Origin of the sequence: Pseudooceanicola aestuarii (assembly GCF_010614805.1) — a bacterium.
Lineage (GTDB): Bacteria > Pseudomonadota > Alphaproteobacteria > Rhodobacterales > Rhodobacteraceae > Pseudooceanicola > Pseudooceanicola aestuarii.
Genome location: NZ_JAAFZC010000006.1, coordinates 33,569 through 49,700 on the forward strand (window position 1 = coordinate 33,569; position 16,132 = coordinate 49,700).

General features: G+C 61.3%; 13 protein-coding genes, 1 tRNA gene and 3 pseudogenes. 7 read left to right on the top strand and 10 right to left on the bottom strand.

The features are described from left to right. Window positions 1-71: 71 nt before the first annotated feature. From G5A46_RS19955 to G5A46_RS19065, 5 genes and pseudogenes are all read right to left on the bottom strand, one after another. Window positions 72-1,484 (bottom strand): annotated as a pseudogene (locus G5A46_RS19955) (P-loop ATPase, Sll1717 family); the annotation flags it as partial. 798 nt (window positions 1,485-2,282) lie between these two features. Then, window positions 2,283-3,394 (bottom strand): IS3 family transposase gene (locus tag G5A46_RS19050; RefSeq protein WP_163852255.1). Its coding sequence is split into 2 segments (ribosomal slippage): window positions 2,283-3,127 and window positions 3,127-3,394, totalling 1,113 coding nucleotides; the frame shifts between segments, so codons are not numbered across the junction. A gap of 86 nt (window positions 3,395-3,480) precedes the next feature. After that, window positions 3,481-4,355 (bottom strand): annotated as a pseudogene (locus G5A46_RS19055) (IS91 family transposase); the annotation flags it as partial. 403 nt (window positions 4,356-4,758) lie between these two features. After that, window positions 4,759-4,835 (bottom strand) — tRNA-Arg (locus G5A46_RS19060). A 65-nt stretch (window positions 4,836-4,900) separates the two neighbouring features. After that, the gene (locus tag G5A46_RS19065; protein WP_163852124.1) at window positions 4,901-5,743 is read right to left on the bottom strand and encodes an IS110 family RNA-guided transposase; all 843 of its coding nucleotides are present in this window, start codon (window positions 5,741-5,743) and stop codon (window positions 4,901-4,903) included. Here G5A46_RS19065 and G5A46_RS19830 point away from each other — a divergent pair. Further along, a pseudogene (locus tag G5A46_RS19830) lies at window positions 5,714-5,920 on the top strand (nucleotidyl transferase AbiEii/AbiGii toxin family protein); the annotation flags it as partial. The gene G5A46_RS19065 and the pseudogene G5A46_RS19830 overlap by 30 nt on opposite strands. A gap of 379 nt (window positions 5,921-6,299) precedes the next feature. On the opposite strand, the gene G5A46_RS19075 reads toward G5A46_RS19830, so the two are convergent. From G5A46_RS19075 to hisI, 3 genes are read right to left on the bottom strand one after another with little or no spacing between them, the layout of a single operon-like run. Further along, window positions 6,300-6,554 (bottom strand): hypothetical protein, encoded by a 255-nt coding sequence (locus G5A46_RS19075; protein WP_163852126.1) that lies wholly within the window; start codon window positions 6,552-6,554, stop codon window positions 6,300-6,302. After that, complete coding sequence (gene ribD / locus G5A46_RS19080) at window positions 6,551-7,234, bottom strand: bifunctional diaminohydroxyphosphoribosylaminopyrimidine deaminase/5-amino-6-(5-phosphoribosylamino)uracil reductase RibD (protein WP_239521122.1); 684 nt, start codon at window positions 7,232-7,234, stop codon at window positions 6,551-6,553. Before ribD ends, G5A46_RS19075 begins: the two co-directional genes overlap by 4 nt. 10 nt (window positions 7,235-7,244) lie before the next feature. Next, a complete protein-coding gene (hisI, locus tag G5A46_RS19085) occupies window positions 7,245-7,709 on the bottom strand; it encodes a phosphoribosyl-AMP cyclohydrolase (RefSeq protein WP_204318816.1) in 465 nt (154 codons plus the stop codon). A 102-nt stretch (window positions 7,710-7,811) separates the two neighbouring features. On the opposite strand from hisI, the gene G5A46_RS19090 reads away from it, so the two are divergent. The 5 genes from G5A46_RS19090 (at window position 7,812) to G5A46_RS19110 (ending at window position 12,354) form a co-directional block, all read left to right on the top strand. Next, on the top strand, window positions 7,812-8,951 hold the full coding sequence (locus G5A46_RS19090; RefSeq protein WP_163852130.1) for a CobW family GTP-binding protein: 1,140 nt from the start codon (window positions 7,812-7,814) through the stop codon (window positions 8,949-8,951). 88 nt (window positions 8,952-9,039) lie between these two features. Continuing rightward, entirely contained in the window at window positions 9,040-9,270 is a 231-nt protein-coding gene (gene yidD, locus G5A46_RS19095; RefSeq protein WP_420821369.1) for a membrane protein insertion efficiency factor YidD, read from the top strand. Beyond that, window positions 9,267-11,201 (top strand): threonine--tRNA ligase, encoded by a 1,935-nt coding sequence (gene thrS / locus G5A46_RS19100; RefSeq protein WP_163852134.1) that lies wholly within the window; start codon window positions 9,267-9,269, stop codon window positions 11,199-11,201. The genes yidD and thrS overlap by 4 nt, the downstream gene beginning before the upstream one ends. 20 nt (window positions 11,202-11,221) lie before the next feature. Then, window positions 11,222-11,710, top strand: coding sequence for a phosphoribosyl-AMP cyclohydrolase (locus G5A46_RS19105; RefSeq protein ID WP_163852136.1), 489 nt, complete (start codon window positions 11,222-11,224; stop codon window positions 11,708-11,710). Next, a complete protein-coding gene (locus G5A46_RS19110) occupies window positions 11,707-12,354 on the top strand; it encodes a DUF1826 domain-containing protein (protein WP_163852138.1) in 648 nt (215 codons plus the stop codon). The genes G5A46_RS19105 and G5A46_RS19110 overlap by 4 nt, the downstream gene beginning before the upstream one ends. 40 nt (window positions 12,355-12,394) lie before the next feature. On the opposite strand, the gene G5A46_RS19115 is transcribed toward G5A46_RS19110, so the two are convergent. Next, the gene (locus tag G5A46_RS19115) at window positions 12,395-13,411 is read right to left on the bottom strand and encodes a GlxA family transcriptional regulator (RefSeq protein ID WP_163852140.1); all 1,017 of its coding nucleotides are present in this window, start codon (window positions 13,409-13,411) and stop codon (window positions 12,395-12,397) included. A 122-nt stretch (window positions 13,412-13,533) separates the two neighbouring features. On the opposite strand from G5A46_RS19115, the gene G5A46_RS19120 reads away from it, so the two are divergent. After that, entirely contained in the window at window positions 13,534-14,697 is a 1,164-nt protein-coding gene (locus tag G5A46_RS19120; RefSeq protein ID WP_163852142.1) for an S-(hydroxymethyl)glutathione dehydrogenase/class III alcohol dehydrogenase, read from the top strand. Between the two features lie 88 nt (window positions 14,698-14,785). Here G5A46_RS19120 and G5A46_RS19125 read toward each other — a convergent pair whose 3' ends face one another. After that, window positions 14,786-16,000 carry a metallochaperone AztD gene (locus tag G5A46_RS19125; protein ID WP_239521125.1) on the bottom strand — a complete coding sequence of 405 codons (1,215 nt, stop codon included), beginning with the start codon at window positions 15,998-16,000 and terminating at the stop codon, window positions 14,786-14,788. Window positions 16,001-16,132 lie beyond the last annotated feature (132 nt).

The window sequence follows — 16,132 nt, forward strand, 5'->3', positions numbered from 1 at the left end:
GGTCCGCGCTCCGCACGGAATTGCCAAGTTGATCGCGTTGTCCTTCTCGGATATCGCGGCAGTACGTTGCGCGGTCTCATAAGTGATCGATCGATGACAAAGCTAGAGGTTTCTTCGCCGAAAGCGTGAGACTCCGATATTCCCGCCCAGATATCTTGGAAGCTGGCCCCTTCAAACTCTTCACCCAAGCTTGAAATTAGTCTTAGCCGCAACAACTCTCTTAGTAAATCAGGGTCGCTCCAATCAAGAGTGGCCCGCATTTCCTTCCCGTAGTCTGGCGAGTTTGCCATCAAATGCTGATATACATCGTTCCTAACAAACACGATGCACCGGAACGCGTGGCCCCGCTTTTGCATGTCTCGTTCAACTTTACGGCTGGCGTCAATCAAACACCGAAGTGTAGTCGCATCGGTTTTATCCACTCCGATTGTGGACCAGCTTTTGTCCAAATTGTCGAAAAGAACCAGAACGTTGTGTTTGTGCTCTAAATATTCCGACAAAACTTCTTTGAGTGACTTTAAGTCATGGGAGTAAAGTAACTCGGTTAGATTTTGCCCAGTGATCTTGGTTACGTTTTCGTGAAACTTTGACGAGTAATTTTCGGACAAACGTTGCGAAAGCTGCATAATACGTTCAGAAAAATCCCCTTCTGATATCCCCTCGCTGCCTGCATAGATATCTTCTAGCTTCTCGTACAGATCATGGATGTTGTGGTTATACCTATGAGTATTCCGATCTTTTTCGAGTAGATTGCAAGTAACTTCCAAGAGGATTGGGTATTCCCAAAAAGCAGTTATAAGGTGCTGTTTTGACCCTTCGGCCAAATGTTCCAAAATCTCATCTTTAAGTTTGAGAAGTTGGTAACTCTCGGGCTTTAAGTCAACGACGATATTCCTTTTGTCCGCCCGGGTTGTATCCCGCAAGCGGATGAAAAGCGCTGTTTTTCCAGCGCCCTTTCGCCCAACTACAAGATTTACCTCGCCTCTGGATGCTCTGAGGTATTGATCTGTTTGCAGGTAGTAGTTCTCCAGAGTTGTCATCTCATTATCGGCCGTGGGGTCGCCGACGGAAATCCGGCCTAGCAAGTTCGGGGCGATGATTGGGGGAGGTAATGACTCTTGGAGCTTAGCATTAATTTCAAGACAAAAATCGGCAACAATATCCGCTATATCGCTCGGATCTTTGTACGGCTTCGCTATATCCCTAACGTCCAGCGGAGTTTCCGCCATATACGGTGATAGAAGGAGGGATGGTTTGCTCATACCATCGGCGAGACCAGCTATGAATAGCGCGCGCACTGTCTGCTCGACATTGTCGCCATCCAGCATAGAAATTACGCCAGCCGATTGAGCGACTTGCGCAATAGCGTCAGTTGCAGAGAGGCGCACATCCTCTGTCGCCGAGAATGATCTGTACCGATACCGCGCGTTTTTAACGCGACCAATCAAATGTGTAGAAGCTGCGGACTTTCCATTATCTGGCATCACGTAAACGGGAGCCTTGCTGTTAAGCGTAATGTCAAATGGCAAGGCTTGGTTGGAAATATGGCTGGTCAACTTATTTCGAAGATCATCCTCTGTCCGATAGCTTGAATATCCTATTGTGTCGAAGATACCTACGGTCTTTGAGAGGTCCCGGTCCCCTTCGCAGTCACTATTTCTGATTAGGAGAACTTTCTTCTTCCGCCCAATCGCAAAGCCAATTTCGTAAACCACGTTCGGATTTAAATAGGTGATATCCGCAACAATGAAGGGGGATGAATCAATCCCTTTAAGAATGGGTGACAGTAGGTGAGTACCTGCAATGTCATTATACTCCCAGGGCTCATATCTCCTGGAGCAAGCGTCGACCGCATTCGCCTTGCCAATTCAATTAAAAATAAGTGTGGATAATGCTTTGTCTCGGCCGGTGTAGGCTACGAAAGCGGACGGCTTCGACGCGTTCATGATATGTGCTCGTTTTATTCTCGGTTTGAATGCGACGACCATGGCAAAGCTGAAATCACATGACAAGCTGCCAATGGCAGAAAGCGCCCACTGATAGGCATCAGTGGAGTAGGATGCGACGCGTATGTCCTACACAGTATGAATGCGGCAGATTGGATTCTGTTCAGAAGCCATGAGGGTCGGCGATACGAGCTGCGGTTGAAGCATTCGAGTGCGGTGCTCCATGGCAGCTCAGGTGAAGGATTTTCGATGCGGGCCGTGGTGTGACGGTGCCGGTTTGCGCTTCGTCGCCCACGTTGGAAATCCTCCCAAGGTGGAAGGGTAATCCCCCCATTCTTACGGGGGCTTGGTCGTAGAATTTTGCGCGGCCATTCTCAGTTTTTGTGCGGGTGTCATCCCGTCGTTGCCCATGTTCGGACGTTCATTGTTGTAGGACCAGAGCCATTCAGTGGCAATCTGCCGCACCTCGTCGATGCTTTCGAAGATGTGCAGGTCCAACCATTCATGTCGGACCGTCCTGTTGTAGCGCTCGACGTAAGCGTTCTGCTGAGGCTTTTCGGGCTGGATATGGGCCAAGGTGATGCCCCGGTGCTCAGCCCATTCCTTGAGGGTGCCACTGACGTATTCCGGGCCGTTACCGACACGAATTGTTTCAGGAGCACCGCTCCATTCGATGATCTGGTTCAGGGCCCGGACGACGCGTTCGGCGGGCAGAGAGAAGTCGATCTCGATGCCCAGGCCCTCGCGGTTGAAATCGTCCAGGACATTCAGCAGCCGAAACTGGCGACCGTCGCCGAGGCGATCCGCCATGAAATCCATGGACCAGACCTCGTTCGGCACGTCCGGCACAGCCAGCTCGTCCGGTTTGGCCCGCTTCAGCCGCTTGCGCGGCTTGATCCGAAGGTTCAGCTTCAGCTCGCGGTAGATCCGGTACACCCGCTTGTGGTTCCATCCGTGCCCCTGGACGTTGCGCATGTACAGGAAGCACAGGCCAAAGCCCCAGGTCTTCTTTGCCGTCGTCAGCCCGATCAGCAGATCCGCGATCTGCTCATTCTCGTCATCGAGCTTCGGGCTGTATCGGTAGCAGGTCTCGCTGACATCGAACGCTCGGCACGCCAGCGCGATGCTGAAGCCTTTCATCGCCACCGCTTTCACGGCCAACTCTCGGCGTTGAGCTGGCCAGAACATTTTTTTCCGAGCGCTTCCTTCAGCAGATCGTTCTGCATACTGACATCCGCATACATGCGCTTCAGGCGGCGGTTCTCCTCGGCCATCGCCTTCACCTCGCTGATCAGGCTGGCATCCATGCCGCCGTACTTCGCACGCCATTTGTACAGCGTGGCGCTGCTCATGCAGTGTTCGCGGCAGAGTTCGGCAGCGGGCACGCCGCCCTCCATCTGGCGCAGCACGACCATGATCTGCGCTTCTGTGAATCGTGTCTTCTTGATCGGAATCTCCTCGTTCATCCTGCCGAGAAAATTCTACTTCCGCATCCCCCTAAGATCGGGGGGGATTACCGGATCTCTGCCTCGTGTTCCGGGACGGAAACCGGGTTGGTCCGAGGGTCGCTGAGAAACGCACGGATCCTATCAATTTTCACTTTGCGGGTCGCGCTGGCCAGCAGTCCGTAGTGCCGGATGCGTTGGAAGCCGTCAGGGAGCACGTGCATCAGGAACCGGCGGATGAACTCTGGCGTCGACAGGCGCATGACCCTTTGCCGGTTGCCAGACTTGATGCGGTAATCCTTCCAGCGGAACGCGACAGTCTCGGCGTCGGCGCTGATCAGGCGGTGGTTCGAGATCGCGACGCGGTGGGTGTATCGGCCCAGGTAGGCGAGCACCGCTTCGGGGTCACCGAACGGCGGCTTGGCATAGACCACCCATTCGGATTTGCGGAATGGTGCGAGCCACGCGGCAAAGCAAGTGCCAGCCGTTGGAGGTCGCCGTAGAAGTCCAGTTCCCCGGCGCGATGCAGGGCCTGCAGCCCGTCGAGAAACAAGCGCCGGAACAGGCGGGACAGCACGCGGACATGCAGGAAGAACCCGGGCTTGCAGGCAATCCACCAGGTGCCGTCCGGCGACACGCCTCCGCCCGGCACAATCATGTGGATGTGGGGGTGATGTGTCGGCGCCGATCCCCAGGTGTGCAGCACGCTGGTCATGCCGGGCCGGGCGCCAAGGCGCTTGGGATCGATCGGCGGCGATGGTCATGACCGTTTCTGCGGACGCGCGGAACAGCAGGCCATAGACGGCCTTCTTGTTCCAGAAGACGATCTGCGCGATCTCCGCCAGGATGGTAAAGACCACGTGGAGATACACTACGGGCAGCAGGTCCTCGGCGCGCGCGGCCATCCAGTCACGCGCTTCCGGCCCTGACACTTCGGACAATGGCGGTTCTTGCAGGAATTGTACCACCTCAGTGAGGTTGGGCCCTAGGTCGAGGTGGTGTCCTCGCGACCTCGCTATACAGGTAGGGGATTCTAGGCGCGGTCAGAGAGATAAATCTTTCAGGTCCAATCAGTCGAATTTTGTATCCTGGCGTTGTCAGAGGGCCTCACCTCAGGTTCTGGGCTTTCTGACGGTACAATCTTTTCTCTCATCGACGACTTTGGGAACTCCGTGTCGACGTTCCCATGGAACCCGACGCGCTTCCCGCACCCGACGCTCGCGAGGCTTGATTCTTATTTTTAATATATATTTATCAGCATGTTGAGATCTTTCTCGGGCTCCGCTTCGAAAACCTCTTGACACGGCGTGCATGGCAAAACGCCATTTTGCGCATTCATATGCGCCATCTTCAACATGCTATGCAATTGGCGGCCCCTGAAGGATTCGAACCCTCGGCCGTCCGCTTAGAAGGCGGATGCTCTATCCAGCTGAGCTAAGGGGCCACGGATCGATGTTCTAAATGTCGAAGGCTTTCTGGGCAAGCAGCTAGCAACTGTATCTTTATCTTTCAGGGGTGTCTGGGCTCCCATTCCTGCCGTCTTTTGCACAGCGCATTGGCGATGATAACGAGCTTGCGCGCGACGGCCGTGACGATGACCTTGTGTGGTTTCCCGGCTTTTCGGAGCCGATCCACGAAGGCTTTGAGCGTCGGATTGTGATGCGAGGCGACCAGTGCCGCCTGGAACAAAACATGCCGCAAGGCGCGTCTGCCACCGGCGATGGCTCGCTTGCCGCGCAGCGTCCCACTGTCCTGCGCCACTGGCGCCAGACCGGTCAGCGCCGCAGCTTCTTCGCCTGTGAGGGCGCCGAATTCGGGAAGTTCGGCGATCAGCGTCGAACTGGCTACCGGTCCGATGCCGGGCACGGAACGGAGAATCCGCGCGGTGTCCGCGAGACGCATGTCGCGACCGAGAAGCTCTGAAGTTCGGCTTTCCAGCTCGGCGATTACTACATCCAACCGCTCCTTCAGCTCCACATCGAGATCCTCGAACAGCTCCGCAGTTCCGGATTTCCGATGCGCCCGGATCTGGGCCAGGAGTCGCTTTCGCATCTCGACCATCTGTGCTCGCTTGGTGGTCAAGGTCCTGAGAAGACGAAGATGTTCCGCCGGAAGTGTTCGTCCGGCGTCGGGCCTGAAGATCAGAAAGCGCGCTATGAGTTCGGCATCGATCCTATCGCTCTTGGCGCGGGTTCCCAAGCTACGCGCGAAGGCCTTGACTTGGGCCGGCGGCACCTGGCGGGCCTCGATGCCAGCGCCGTCCAGAGCGGACCAGAGCCGCCACTCCTGCCCGCCCGTCACCTCGAAGCAGAGGACGGCCTCCTGCTTGTGAGCGAGATCGGACGTGCGCACATTCCCAATGTCGCCAAGGAGGAGATATATGCGCTCAAGGGCGGGACGGCCATCAACCTCTTCTATCGCGACCTTCCGCGCCTCTCGGTCGATATCGATCTGACCTATCTGCCTGTCAAGGACCGCGCCAAAAGCCTCGTCGAGATCAACGACGCGATCGACCGCCCTCAAGCGGCGGAGCTTCCAGCGGTCCGATGGAAGCTCATCAACGTGAACAAGCTGAAAGCAGAAAACCCCAAGAAGCATGCCGCACAAGGGGAGGAACTGGAGAAACTCCTCGGCTGAAAATCGCGGACGTCTATACGAAGAGCACAGGCACAAGCTCGAGATTCCTCGACGCGCCCCGCCGCCTGTTCCTACGGACCGCCTTCCACCCCCGCATCCGCCAAGAGCTCCTGCTCCGGCAGGTCGGTTCAACGCCCTGCAGCGCGCGCCAGCGCAATGACAGATAGGGGCCGTTCCGCTGAACCCGGACACCGGGGTATCGCGCCTTGCCTCCTATTCGGGCGTGCAAGCAGGGCAAAGCTGATCAGGCCCGAGCTGCTCCTCACAGCCATCAGAGCAGCGCCGCAACGTCAGCCGCGGACACCTGATCCGAAGGCTTGTGAATGACGAAACGGGTCTCCATCAGCGCCAGATCCACGACCCGGATTTCTGTCGCCGGTCCGGGGCAATCGGGATCCAGACAAACTGTGCTGCGGACATACACCAGCTGAACCGCCCCTCTGCCGAGGCGGTCCCGAACCAGCCGCTTGATCCGCTGCCGGTGCCACAGATCCCTGGCCGTTTGGAGCGCGCTCTGATCGCTCATGTACGGCCCGGCGATGCGCGAGCCGCAGTGTCGCGGCGCATGATAGCGGCGATTGGATCGCGCGCGGGAACGGCCACAGAGGTCAACCCCATATCCCCCAGCACAGTCAGAAACTCGTCTGTGATGGGATAGGCAAGGTCAGGTATTTTCAGGTCTTGCTCCGTCCTGGTTTGCACAGATACCCAGCCGCCCATTGTCACGAGAAGGGCGTCGACACCATCGGGAATGGCGTTTTTCGGACCGGCCAGAATGCACAGTTCCGGTTGCCCCGTTCTGACGCGGTGAAGGAAGCCCGACATGACCAGCGCCGCTTCCTGCGCGCACAGGCCCACTGACAGCGCTATGCCAGCGTCTTCCAGCCGTGCGAAACCCCCACCGTTCACTCGTGGATCTGGGTCCCTGATGGCGCAGACCACCCGGCGGATGCCCGCGGCGATGACCGCATCGGTGCAGGGCGGGGTCTGGCCCCAGTGACAGCAGGGCTCCAGCGTCACATAGAGCGTTGCGCCCTCCGCATTGACGGCCTGCTCCAGCGCCGCACGCTCGGCGTGGGGGCGGCCTCCGGGATGGGTGGCGGCCTCGGACAGCAACTGACCGTCCCGCACGACCACGCAGCCGACCGGCGGGTTCGGCCAGACCTGACCGCGCACGCCCCGCGCAAGACCAAGCGCGCGCTTCATCCACCCCAGATCAGAGCTGGGTCGGGTTGGGTGCATCACCATACATCGCCACCGGGTCGAAGGTCTTGTGGTCTTCGCGGAACGTCAGCGGGCCTCCGGCCTCATCGCCATGCGGAACCGAACGGTAAAAGCACGACCGATAGCCCACATGGCAGGAGGCGCCAGAATCGGCCACCGAGACACGCAGCCACAGCGCATCCTGATCGTCGTCGATACGCGCCTCGACCACCTTCTGCACCAGACCCGAGGTCGCCCCCTTGTGCCACAGCACCTGCCGCGCGCGGCTGAAGTAATGTGCCTCGCCGGTTTCAATGGTCAGTCGAAAGGCCTCGGCAGTCATCCAGCCCAGCATGAGCACCTCGCCGCTGGCGGCATCCGTGGTGATGCAGGGCAGCAGACCGTCTGGGCCGAATTTCGGTGCAAGCTCGGTGCCTTCTTCGACTTGCTCGATGCTCTGGCGCGCATGAAATTCCATCGTTGCCTCCATTCATCCGTCATCGTCTTGCGATACGTTATGCTATAACATATCACCCAGTGATCCAGGAGCGATCAGAAGTAAAGAGGGGTGCACGCGAGAATGGCATGGGACGACAAACGCCTACCTGTCACGCTGCTGACGGGATTTCTTGGCGCAGGGAAGACAACCGTTCTGAACCATCTGATACGCGACCCCGAAGCCGGTCGCATTGCGGTGATCATGAACGAATTCGGCGATGTCGGTCTGGATCACGACCTGATCGAGGAAGCGACCGAAGAAACGATCCTGCTGCAATCAGGGTGCCTGTGCTGCGCGCTTCTGGGGGATCTGGCCAAGACACTGGGCGCGTTGGAGGAACGGCGGACGGCTGGCGGGGTGGATTTCGACCGGGTCGTGATCGAGACCAGCGGCATCGCCGACCCCGCGCCGATCATTCATACGCTGGCCGCAGATCGGCTGTTGGCGCAAAGCTTCCGGCTCGACGGCGTGGCCACGCTGGCGGATGCGGCAACTGGGATGGGCACGCTGGATCAGCAGTTTGAAGCGGTCCAGCAGGTTGCCATGGCCGATGTGCTGATCCTGTCCAAGACCGATCTGGCGGACGCCGTCACGCTGGCGCGCTTCGAGACGCGGCTTGCTGGGATCAATGCCGGGGCTGCGCGCATTCACGCAAGACACGGCCGCGTGCCGCCGGGAACTCTGTTCGGCTTGTCCGCCATGCGGCTGGGGGCCGATGCGCCGCAAATCGACGCATGGCTGGGCCTGATGGAGCAGACGACACAGGCGGATCCGCTGGCGAATCTCTCCGGGCTGAAAAAACCCTCTGACATGCCGGCCCCCTTTCATTCCGCCGCGCCGATCCATCAGGGGCGGCACGACCAGCGCATCGTCACTGCCTCCATCGAAGTCACCAAGCCGATCCCCGCTGAGGTCTTCGATCTCTGGCTGGATACGCTGATCGCCCTCAAGGGGCCGAACGTTCTGCGGATGAAGGGGATCGTGCATGTGGAGGGGCTGCAATATCCCTTCGTGTTTCATGGCGTGCAGCACATCTTCGATGCGCCGGTGCCCTTCAAGGCCTGGTCCGGGGGCGACACCACCAGCCGCGTCGTGGTCATCGCCCGCGACATGGAGGAGGCCGAGCTGAAGGCAAGCCTCGGGATGCTGCTGCTGACGCCGCAGGAAACGCCTGACGCCCTTGGTGGGCTGATCGCAGAAACCGTCGAAATGCCGTTCTGACCGGATGTGCGGGACCTGTCCTTGCCAGCGCGCAAAGAGAGATGGACCGGCGCAGCGCTCCGTCCTTGCCACAGGGGCCGTCTGGCTTCTGAAACTGCCGGTCCGGGCTTATCGCCTGCTCTGGTCGCCGTGGGTCGGGCATGCCTGCCGGTTTCAACCGACCTGTTCCGCCTACGCCATTGAGTCACTCGAACGTCACGGCCCGCTTTACGGCACTTGGCTGACCCTGCGCCGCCTGATGCTCTGCCATCCCTGGGGAGGCGCGGGATACGACCCGGTGCCCCCTGCTCCGATACTCCAACGAAAGACCCCTGAATGATCCATGTCCACCTGCCCGATGGGGCCACCCGTCCGCTCGCCCCGTCCAGCTCTGCCGCAGACCTGGCGCAGGCCATCAGCCCGAGCCTTGCCAAACGCACCGTTGCGGCGGTTGTCGACGGCCGGGTCTGCGATCTGTCAGCACCCCTGACGGACGGCGCCTCGGTCGAACTGCTCTCCCGCGATGATCCCCGGGCGCTGGAGCTGATCCGCCATGACCTTGCCCATGTGCTGGCCGAGGCGGTTCAGGCGCTCTGGCCCGGCACGAAAACCGCCATCGGCCCGGCGATCGAGCATGGCTTCTACTACGACTTCGAACGCGACACGCCCTTCACCCCCGAAGACCTGCTGGTGATCGAGAAGAAGATGCGCAAGATCATCGCGGCCAAGACCCCTTTTACCTGCGAGGAATGGCGCCCCGAAAAGGCCCGCGCTCATTTTGAGGCGGCAGGCGAGCCCTACAAACTGGCCCTGCTGGACGCGATCCCCGAGGGCGAGCCGGTAACGATCTACCGGCAGGGCGATTGGCTTGACCTGTGCCGGGGGCCGCACATGCGGACCACCGCTGACGCAGGAACGGCGTTCAGGCTGACCCGCGTCGCCGGGGCCTATTGGCGGGGCGACAGCAACAACAAGATGCTCAGCCGGATCTACGGCGTGGCCTTTGCCGACAAGGCCGCGCTGGACGCCCACATGACCATGATGGTCGAGGCAGAGAAACGCGACCACCGCAGGCTGGGCCGCGAGATGAAACTGTTCCATTTCGAGGAGGTCGCGCCGGGCTCTGTCTTCTGGCATTCCAAGGGCTGGCGGCTGTTCCAGACGCTGATCGGTTACATGCGCGACCGGCAGGAGGCGGCGGGCTATGTCGAGGTGAACTCCCCTGACATCATGGACCGCGCGTTGTGGGAGACCTCAGGGCACTGGCAGAACTACCGCGCCAACATGTTCCTGGCGGAAACGGTGGATGATCGCGAATATGCGCTGAAGCCGATGAACTGCCCCGGTCACATGCTGATCTACGGGCAAGGCACAAAAAGCTACCGCGACCTCCCGCTGAAACTGGCCGAATTCGGCAAGGTGCATCGGTATGAGCCCTCCGGCGCGCTGCATGGCCTTCTGCGCGTGCGCAGCTTTACGCAGGACGACGCCCATATCTACTGCACGCCCGAGCAGCTGACCGAGGAATGCCTCAAGGTCAACGATCTGGTGCTGTCGATCTACCGCGATTTCGGGTTCCAGGACGTGCGGATCAAGCTTTCGACCCGCCCCGAAAACCGCATCGGCAGCGACGAAAGCTGGGACCGTTCCGAGGGCGCGCTTCGCGACGCGCTGGACCGTGCGGGGCATCCCTATACGATCTTCGAGGGCGAAGGCGCCTTTTACGGGCCCAAGCTGGAATACGTGCTGCGCGATGCCATCGGGCGGGACTGGCAGTGCGGCACGCTGCAGGTGGATTTCAATCTGCCCGAACGCTTTGGCACCACCTATGTCGCCCCCTCGGGCGACAAGCTGGCCCCGGTGATGCTGCACCGCGCGCTCTTCGGCTCGCTTGAGCGGTTCACCGGCATCCTGATCGAACACCACGCGGGCCACCTGCCGCTATGGCTGGCACCCGTTCAGGCGGTGGTCGCGACGGTAACGGGGGCGGCCGACGCTTGGGCGCTGGAAGTGGCGCAGCGGTTAAAGGCTGGGGGGCTGCGGGTCGAGACCGACCTGCGCAACGAAAAGATCGGCTACAAGGTCCGGGAACATGCGCTCGCCAAGATCCCCGTGCAGATCGCCCTCGGCGGGCGGGAGGCCGACGAGAAGACCGTGACCATTCGTCGCCATGGCGCGCCCGACACCCGCACGCTTTCGCTGGAAGATGCCGTGCAGGCCCTGCTGACAGAGGCACGCGCGCCCGGCGCCGCATCTGCGCAACCCGAATGACCACGCAAAAGGATCCCGACATGAAGATCACCGAAGAAGACATCGCGCAGGCGCTCGTCACCTGGGGCAATGGCAAGATCGCCATTTCCAAGGCTTTCGAGGAGGAGGGCATCGAGGCTGCGCGACAGGTCGCCTCGGCCAATCTCGACGCATATTATGGCTACAATCTCGGGCCTGTGCTGTTCAAACCGACGATGGCGAGCGGGGAACAGACCTTCCGCTCGACCAAGGCCGGGGCGCTTGCCTATTTCTGCGGCCATTCAGAAGACTACCCCCTCGACAACGGCTTTGCGATCATGGGCTGGCGGGCCTGCGAACACATCACCTCCGCGACCTTCCTTCAGGGCGACATCGCCATGTGGATGGGTTGGATCAAGCTCACCAACAAGGACGGGTCCGTCACGACGGTCGACAAGAGCTTTGGCTACAAGAAGGACGAGACGGGCACCCTGCGGATCGTGCTGCACCACTCGTCCCTGCCCTACCAGCCGCCGGAGGCCGAGGCATGATCACCAACGAAGCAACAGAGTTGCAGCACTGCACGCAAGTCTCGTCCGACCCCGAAGGACTGGCCGCCATTCGGAACCCCGGCACCGCCGCCGCTCTTTGGGAGCGGACTCCACTGAGCCGTTTTCAGAGCTGGATCGACACCCTGCCGGCCGAGCAACTACCAAGGGCGCGCATCATTCTGAGGCCCGAAGCGTTCTGTGACGCGCTGATCGAAGTGTCGCGGTTTTGCGGCACGCCGGAATGTGCGGAGCGCAACATGCTGATCGAAGATGCATCGGCGCTGGCGGCGATCTTTGCCGATGTCATGGGATGTGCCCACCTGCAGCTGCGACTGGATGTCATCCAGACCAACGCCTGTAGCAAATTCCACATCGACGCGGTGACCGCCCGTCTGATCTGCACCTATCGCGGCACCGGAACGCAATACGGCCTGTCGACAAACGGGGATGATCCAAACACGGTGCTGACCGTTCCGACCGGCGCGCCCATCGTTCTGCGCGGCACGCGGTGGTCGGAGAACCCGCCCTCCGGACTGCTGCACCGCTCGCCCCCGATCGCCGGCACCGGCGAAACTCGCCTGCTGCTGGTATTGGACCCAGTCGAAGATCCAGAGAAGGAGCGTGGCACCGCCTACATTCACTGATCGCGCGCCCGGGGTTTCAACACCCTTGGGACACGTCCGTCTACATCCCGGCGGTCGCAAAGCGGGCGCGGTAGTCGCGCGGGGACAGGGAAAAGCGGCGGCGAAACGCCTTGCGCATCTGTTCGTCGGTTCTGAACCCCGCACGAAAGGCGACGGTCTTCATCGGCAGGTCAGTGTCCAGCAAAAGCGCCTTGGCCGTGTCGCAGCGCAGGCTTTCAAGCGTGGCCATCGGCGAGGCACCGATCTCGGCGGCGAAGGCGCGGCTCAGGCTGCGCACGCTCATGCCATGGGCAGTTGCGATCCCGTCGAGAGTCAGGGGCTCGCCCAGCCGAGCCCCCATCCAGGCCAGCACCTCCGTCATGCTGTTCGGCCCGCCCCCCTGCCCCGCCATCTGGCCCGTCAGCAGCGTGCTGAACTGCGACTGACCGCCGGGACGCTTCAGATACATCACCATGTCGCGCGCCACGGCCAGCGCGATGTCGCGGCCATAGTCCTGCTCAACGAAGGCCAGGGTCAGGTCGATGGCAGCCGTCACCCCGGCAGAGGTCCAGAAGCGACCCGCCTGCACGAAGATCGCGTCGGCATCCACCTCGACCCGCGGAAAGCGCTGGCGGAGCCGGTCCGCGTAATTCCAGTGGGTCGCGGCGCGCTTGTCCTCCAGCAGACCGGCCTCTGCCAGAAAGAACGACCCCGTACAGAGCGCCGCACAGCGGGTCACCTTCGGGCCACGGTCCCGGCACCACGCCACCAGCGCCGTCTCTCTCGCAAGCGCGTCTTCGATCCGGGCAGCGCCGGCGATCAGCACCGTGTCGGACGCTTCCAGATCGCGCAGCGCGACGGAGGCGTCCAACGACATCAGCGAGTCCGAGGGAACGGCCCCGGCTTCGGGTGCGGCGATGACCACATCGTAGCCCCCCGGGCGCCCTGCGGCGGCCAGGTGCTGCGACGCATAGCCCAACACGCTGAGAGGCCCTGTCGCCTCCAGGGTCTTGAAGCCGGGGTAGACGATCAGCGCACTCTGCCGCCTCTGGTCGGCGCCCTCGGTCTGCTCAAGCATCGTCCTGTCCTGTGGTGGCCAATATGGCCCGGTGATTGGCTGAAAGGCGCGGGTCAGAACGCTCGCGGCACGGGCGTTACCATGTAACACCCATACCCAGCACAACAAGAAGGAAACGCATCATGAAGATCCGCGCCGCCGTCGCCTGGGAGCCGAACCGTCCGCTGGAAATCGAGGAAATCGACCTCGACGGCCCCAAGGAAGGCGAAGTCCTGATCCGCATCGTCACCACCAGCCTGTGCCATACCGACATGTTCACCCTGTCCGGCGCCGATCCCGAAGGGCTGTTCCCAGCGGTTCTGGGCCATGAGGCTGTCGGGATCGTCGAAGAGCTGGGCGCCGGTGTGACATCCGTGAAGCCGGGGGATCACGTGATCCCGCTTTACACGCCCGAGGATCCGAACTGCCCCTACATCAAGTCGGGCAAGACCAACCTCTGCCAGACCATCCGCAAGACGCAGGGCGCGGGCGTGATGCCCGACGGCACCTCGCGGTTCAGCTACAAGGGGCGGAAGATCCACCACTACATGGGCACCTCGACCTTCGCCGAATACACCGTGCTGCCGGAGATCGCCGTGGCCAAGATCAGCAAGGACGCCCCGCTGTCGAAGGCGTCGGTGATGGGCTGCGCTATCCCGACCGGTATGGGCGCCGTGCGCAACACCGCAAAAGTCGAGATCGGCGCCACCGTTGCCGTCTTCGGCCTTGGCGCCGTCGGCATGGCCGTGATCCAGGGCGCGAAGATGCAGGGCGCGTCGCGCATCATCGGTATCGACACCAACCCCGAGAAATTCGCGCTGGCGCGGCAGTTGGGCGCGACCGAGTGCATCAATCCCGCCGATTTCTCCCAGCCGATCCAGGAGGTCATCGTCGAGATGACGAATGGCGGCGTCGACTACAGCTTCGAGTGCATCGGCAATGTGAACGTCATGCGGGCGGCGCTGGAATGCTGTCACAAGGGCTGGGGCGAATGTACCGTGATCGGCGTCGCTGGTGCCGGCGAGGAAATCTCGACCCGGCCCTTCCAGCTGGTCACGGGCCGGGTCTGGCGCGGGTCTGCCTTCGGCGGTGTGCTGGGACGCAGTCAGCTGCCGGGCATGGTGGACGAATGGCTGCGAGGGGATTTCGATGTCGATCCCTACATCACCCACAACATGACGCATGAGCAGATCAACACCGCCTTCGACCTGCTGCACGCGGGCAAGTCGATCCGATCGGTCATCCACTTCCAGCCAAACGAGACCATGCTCAACAACACTCTGCCGGGTGTCATCGTCCCCGCGTGATCGCCCCCCCCAAAAGGGCCACAGTCAGCAAACCAATCAGAAAGGGCCCGCCAATGGCGGGCCCTTTCCCTATTCTTCCGAGAGCGCGTCAGTGGGTCAGACCGCTGCCGCCGATCGCGAGAATGTTGTAGGGCAGCCCCTCGACGGGAATGGTCGCCGTTTCTTCAAGGCTGGCGGGATCGACCAGCCGCACCAGGCTTTGCAGCGGATCGGTCAGCGCGATGCGATCCCCGGCCACGGCCAGCCGCGGACGCGGATCGCGCCAGTGACCATCCATGGAATAGGGCTGGGTAATACGCGCCGATGCTTCGATTTCCGCCGAAAGCATATTGAGCCGGTGCAGCGTCCCGTCCTCGGTGAGGATATAAGCGAATTGCGGTATGGCAGGATCCAGCACGAAGTCGACACGCCGGAAGGAGAGCTCGACGCGGGTGAAATAGGGCTCGGTCGTGGGGTCGATGATCACCACCGACTCACGGCCAAAATCACCGAGGAAGATCTGCATCGCTGCAGAGCCCAGCAATGTGCCGGTTTTCTCTTCGGGGAAGTCCTCGGGATAGGACAACATGGTGAATTCGGCGCCTTCATCGGCCTCGGACACCGCAATCACCCCTTCCTTGCAGCCTGCCAGCAGGTAGCTGCCCGAGAAGGCTTCGCCATGCAGGTCGGTGCAGGTGGCGACGTCGCCGATCAGGGTGCCGTCCGCGTCATAGGCCGCGATTCCGACGCGGGGCGGCGCGCTGCCCTCCGCGACCTCGCCTTCCGAGGCGACAGAGCTGACGATCACGTTCCCCAACGGGGCGGCAAACCCATGATGCGCCCGGTTCTGCGCAAACTCCTCGACCTCGAGCGTGCCGTCCTGCAACGGACCCTCGGACAGGAACGAGACATAGCCGCCCTGATCGAAGTTGATCGCTGTCTCGTGGCCATGGGTCACGACGTGGAAGGGGCGCGGCCCGGTCAGATGCGCGTCCATCGCTGCGGGATCGCTGATGGCGATGTCGGAATGGTCGCCATGTCCCTCCAGCGCGATGCCGCTGCTGAGGAAGTCGACCCGGTCATCATCCGATTGCACCGCGATCACGGCCTGCCCGGAGGGCGACCCGTAAAGCCGCGACGGTCCGGCGAAGTCAAAGCTCCACCGTTGATCCGGCGTGTCACGATCCACCACGGTCACCGTGCCGTCTGCCTGATCGGCGATGAAAAGCCTCCAAGCGGTGCGATCTTCGTCGGCCAGCGCCCCCTGGGCGGCGGCAAGTGCGAGCATTGCCACGGCACCTTGCGCCATACGTGTTCTCAACATGAGGTAAGTCCTTGTGTTCGTGTCAACTGTTGGGCGGTTCCGTGCCTTCGCGGTCGCCTGCCCACGAAATCCCGGTTGCGGGCGCCCTGCCGCCTCCCTAGTATGTTATGCTATAACATATCAACTCAAGAG

Coding starts and splice junctions, on each gene's coding strand:
- G5A46_RS19075 (WP_163852126.1), bottom strand. CDS start 6,554: ATGAGCGATCAGAGCGCGCTCCAAACGGCCAGGGATCTGTGGCACCGG.
- ribD (WP_239521122.1), bottom strand. CDS start 7,234: ATGAAGCGCGCGCTTGGTCTTGCGCGGGGCGTGCGCGGTCAGGTCTGG.
- hisI (WP_204318816.1), bottom strand. CDS start 7,709: ATGGAATTTCATGCGCGCCAGAGCATCGAGCAAGTCGAAGAAGGCACC.
- G5A46_RS19090 (WP_163852130.1), top strand. CDS start 7,812: ATGGCATGGGACGACAAACGCCTACCTGTCACGCTGCTGACGGGATTT.
- thrS (WP_163852134.1), top strand. CDS start 9,267: ATGATCCATGTCCACCTGCCCGATGGGGCCACCCGTCCGCTCGCCCCG.
- G5A46_RS19105 (WP_163852136.1), top strand. CDS start 11,222: ATGAAGATCACCGAAGAAGACATCGCGCAGGCGCTCGTCACCTGGGGC.
- G5A46_RS19110 (WP_163852138.1), top strand. CDS start 11,707: ATGATCACCAACGAAGCAACAGAGTTGCAGCACTGCACGCAAGTCTCG.
- G5A46_RS19115 (WP_163852140.1), bottom strand. CDS start 13,411: ATGCTTGAGCAGACCGAGGGCGCCGACCAGAGGCGGCAGAGTGCGCTG.
- G5A46_RS19120 (WP_163852142.1), top strand. CDS start 13,534: ATGAAGATCCGCGCCGCCGTCGCCTGGGAGCCGAACCGTCCGCTGGAA.
- G5A46_RS19125 (WP_239521125.1), bottom strand. CDS start 16,000: ATGTTGAGAACACGTATGGCGCAAGGTGCCGTGGCAATGCTCGCACTT.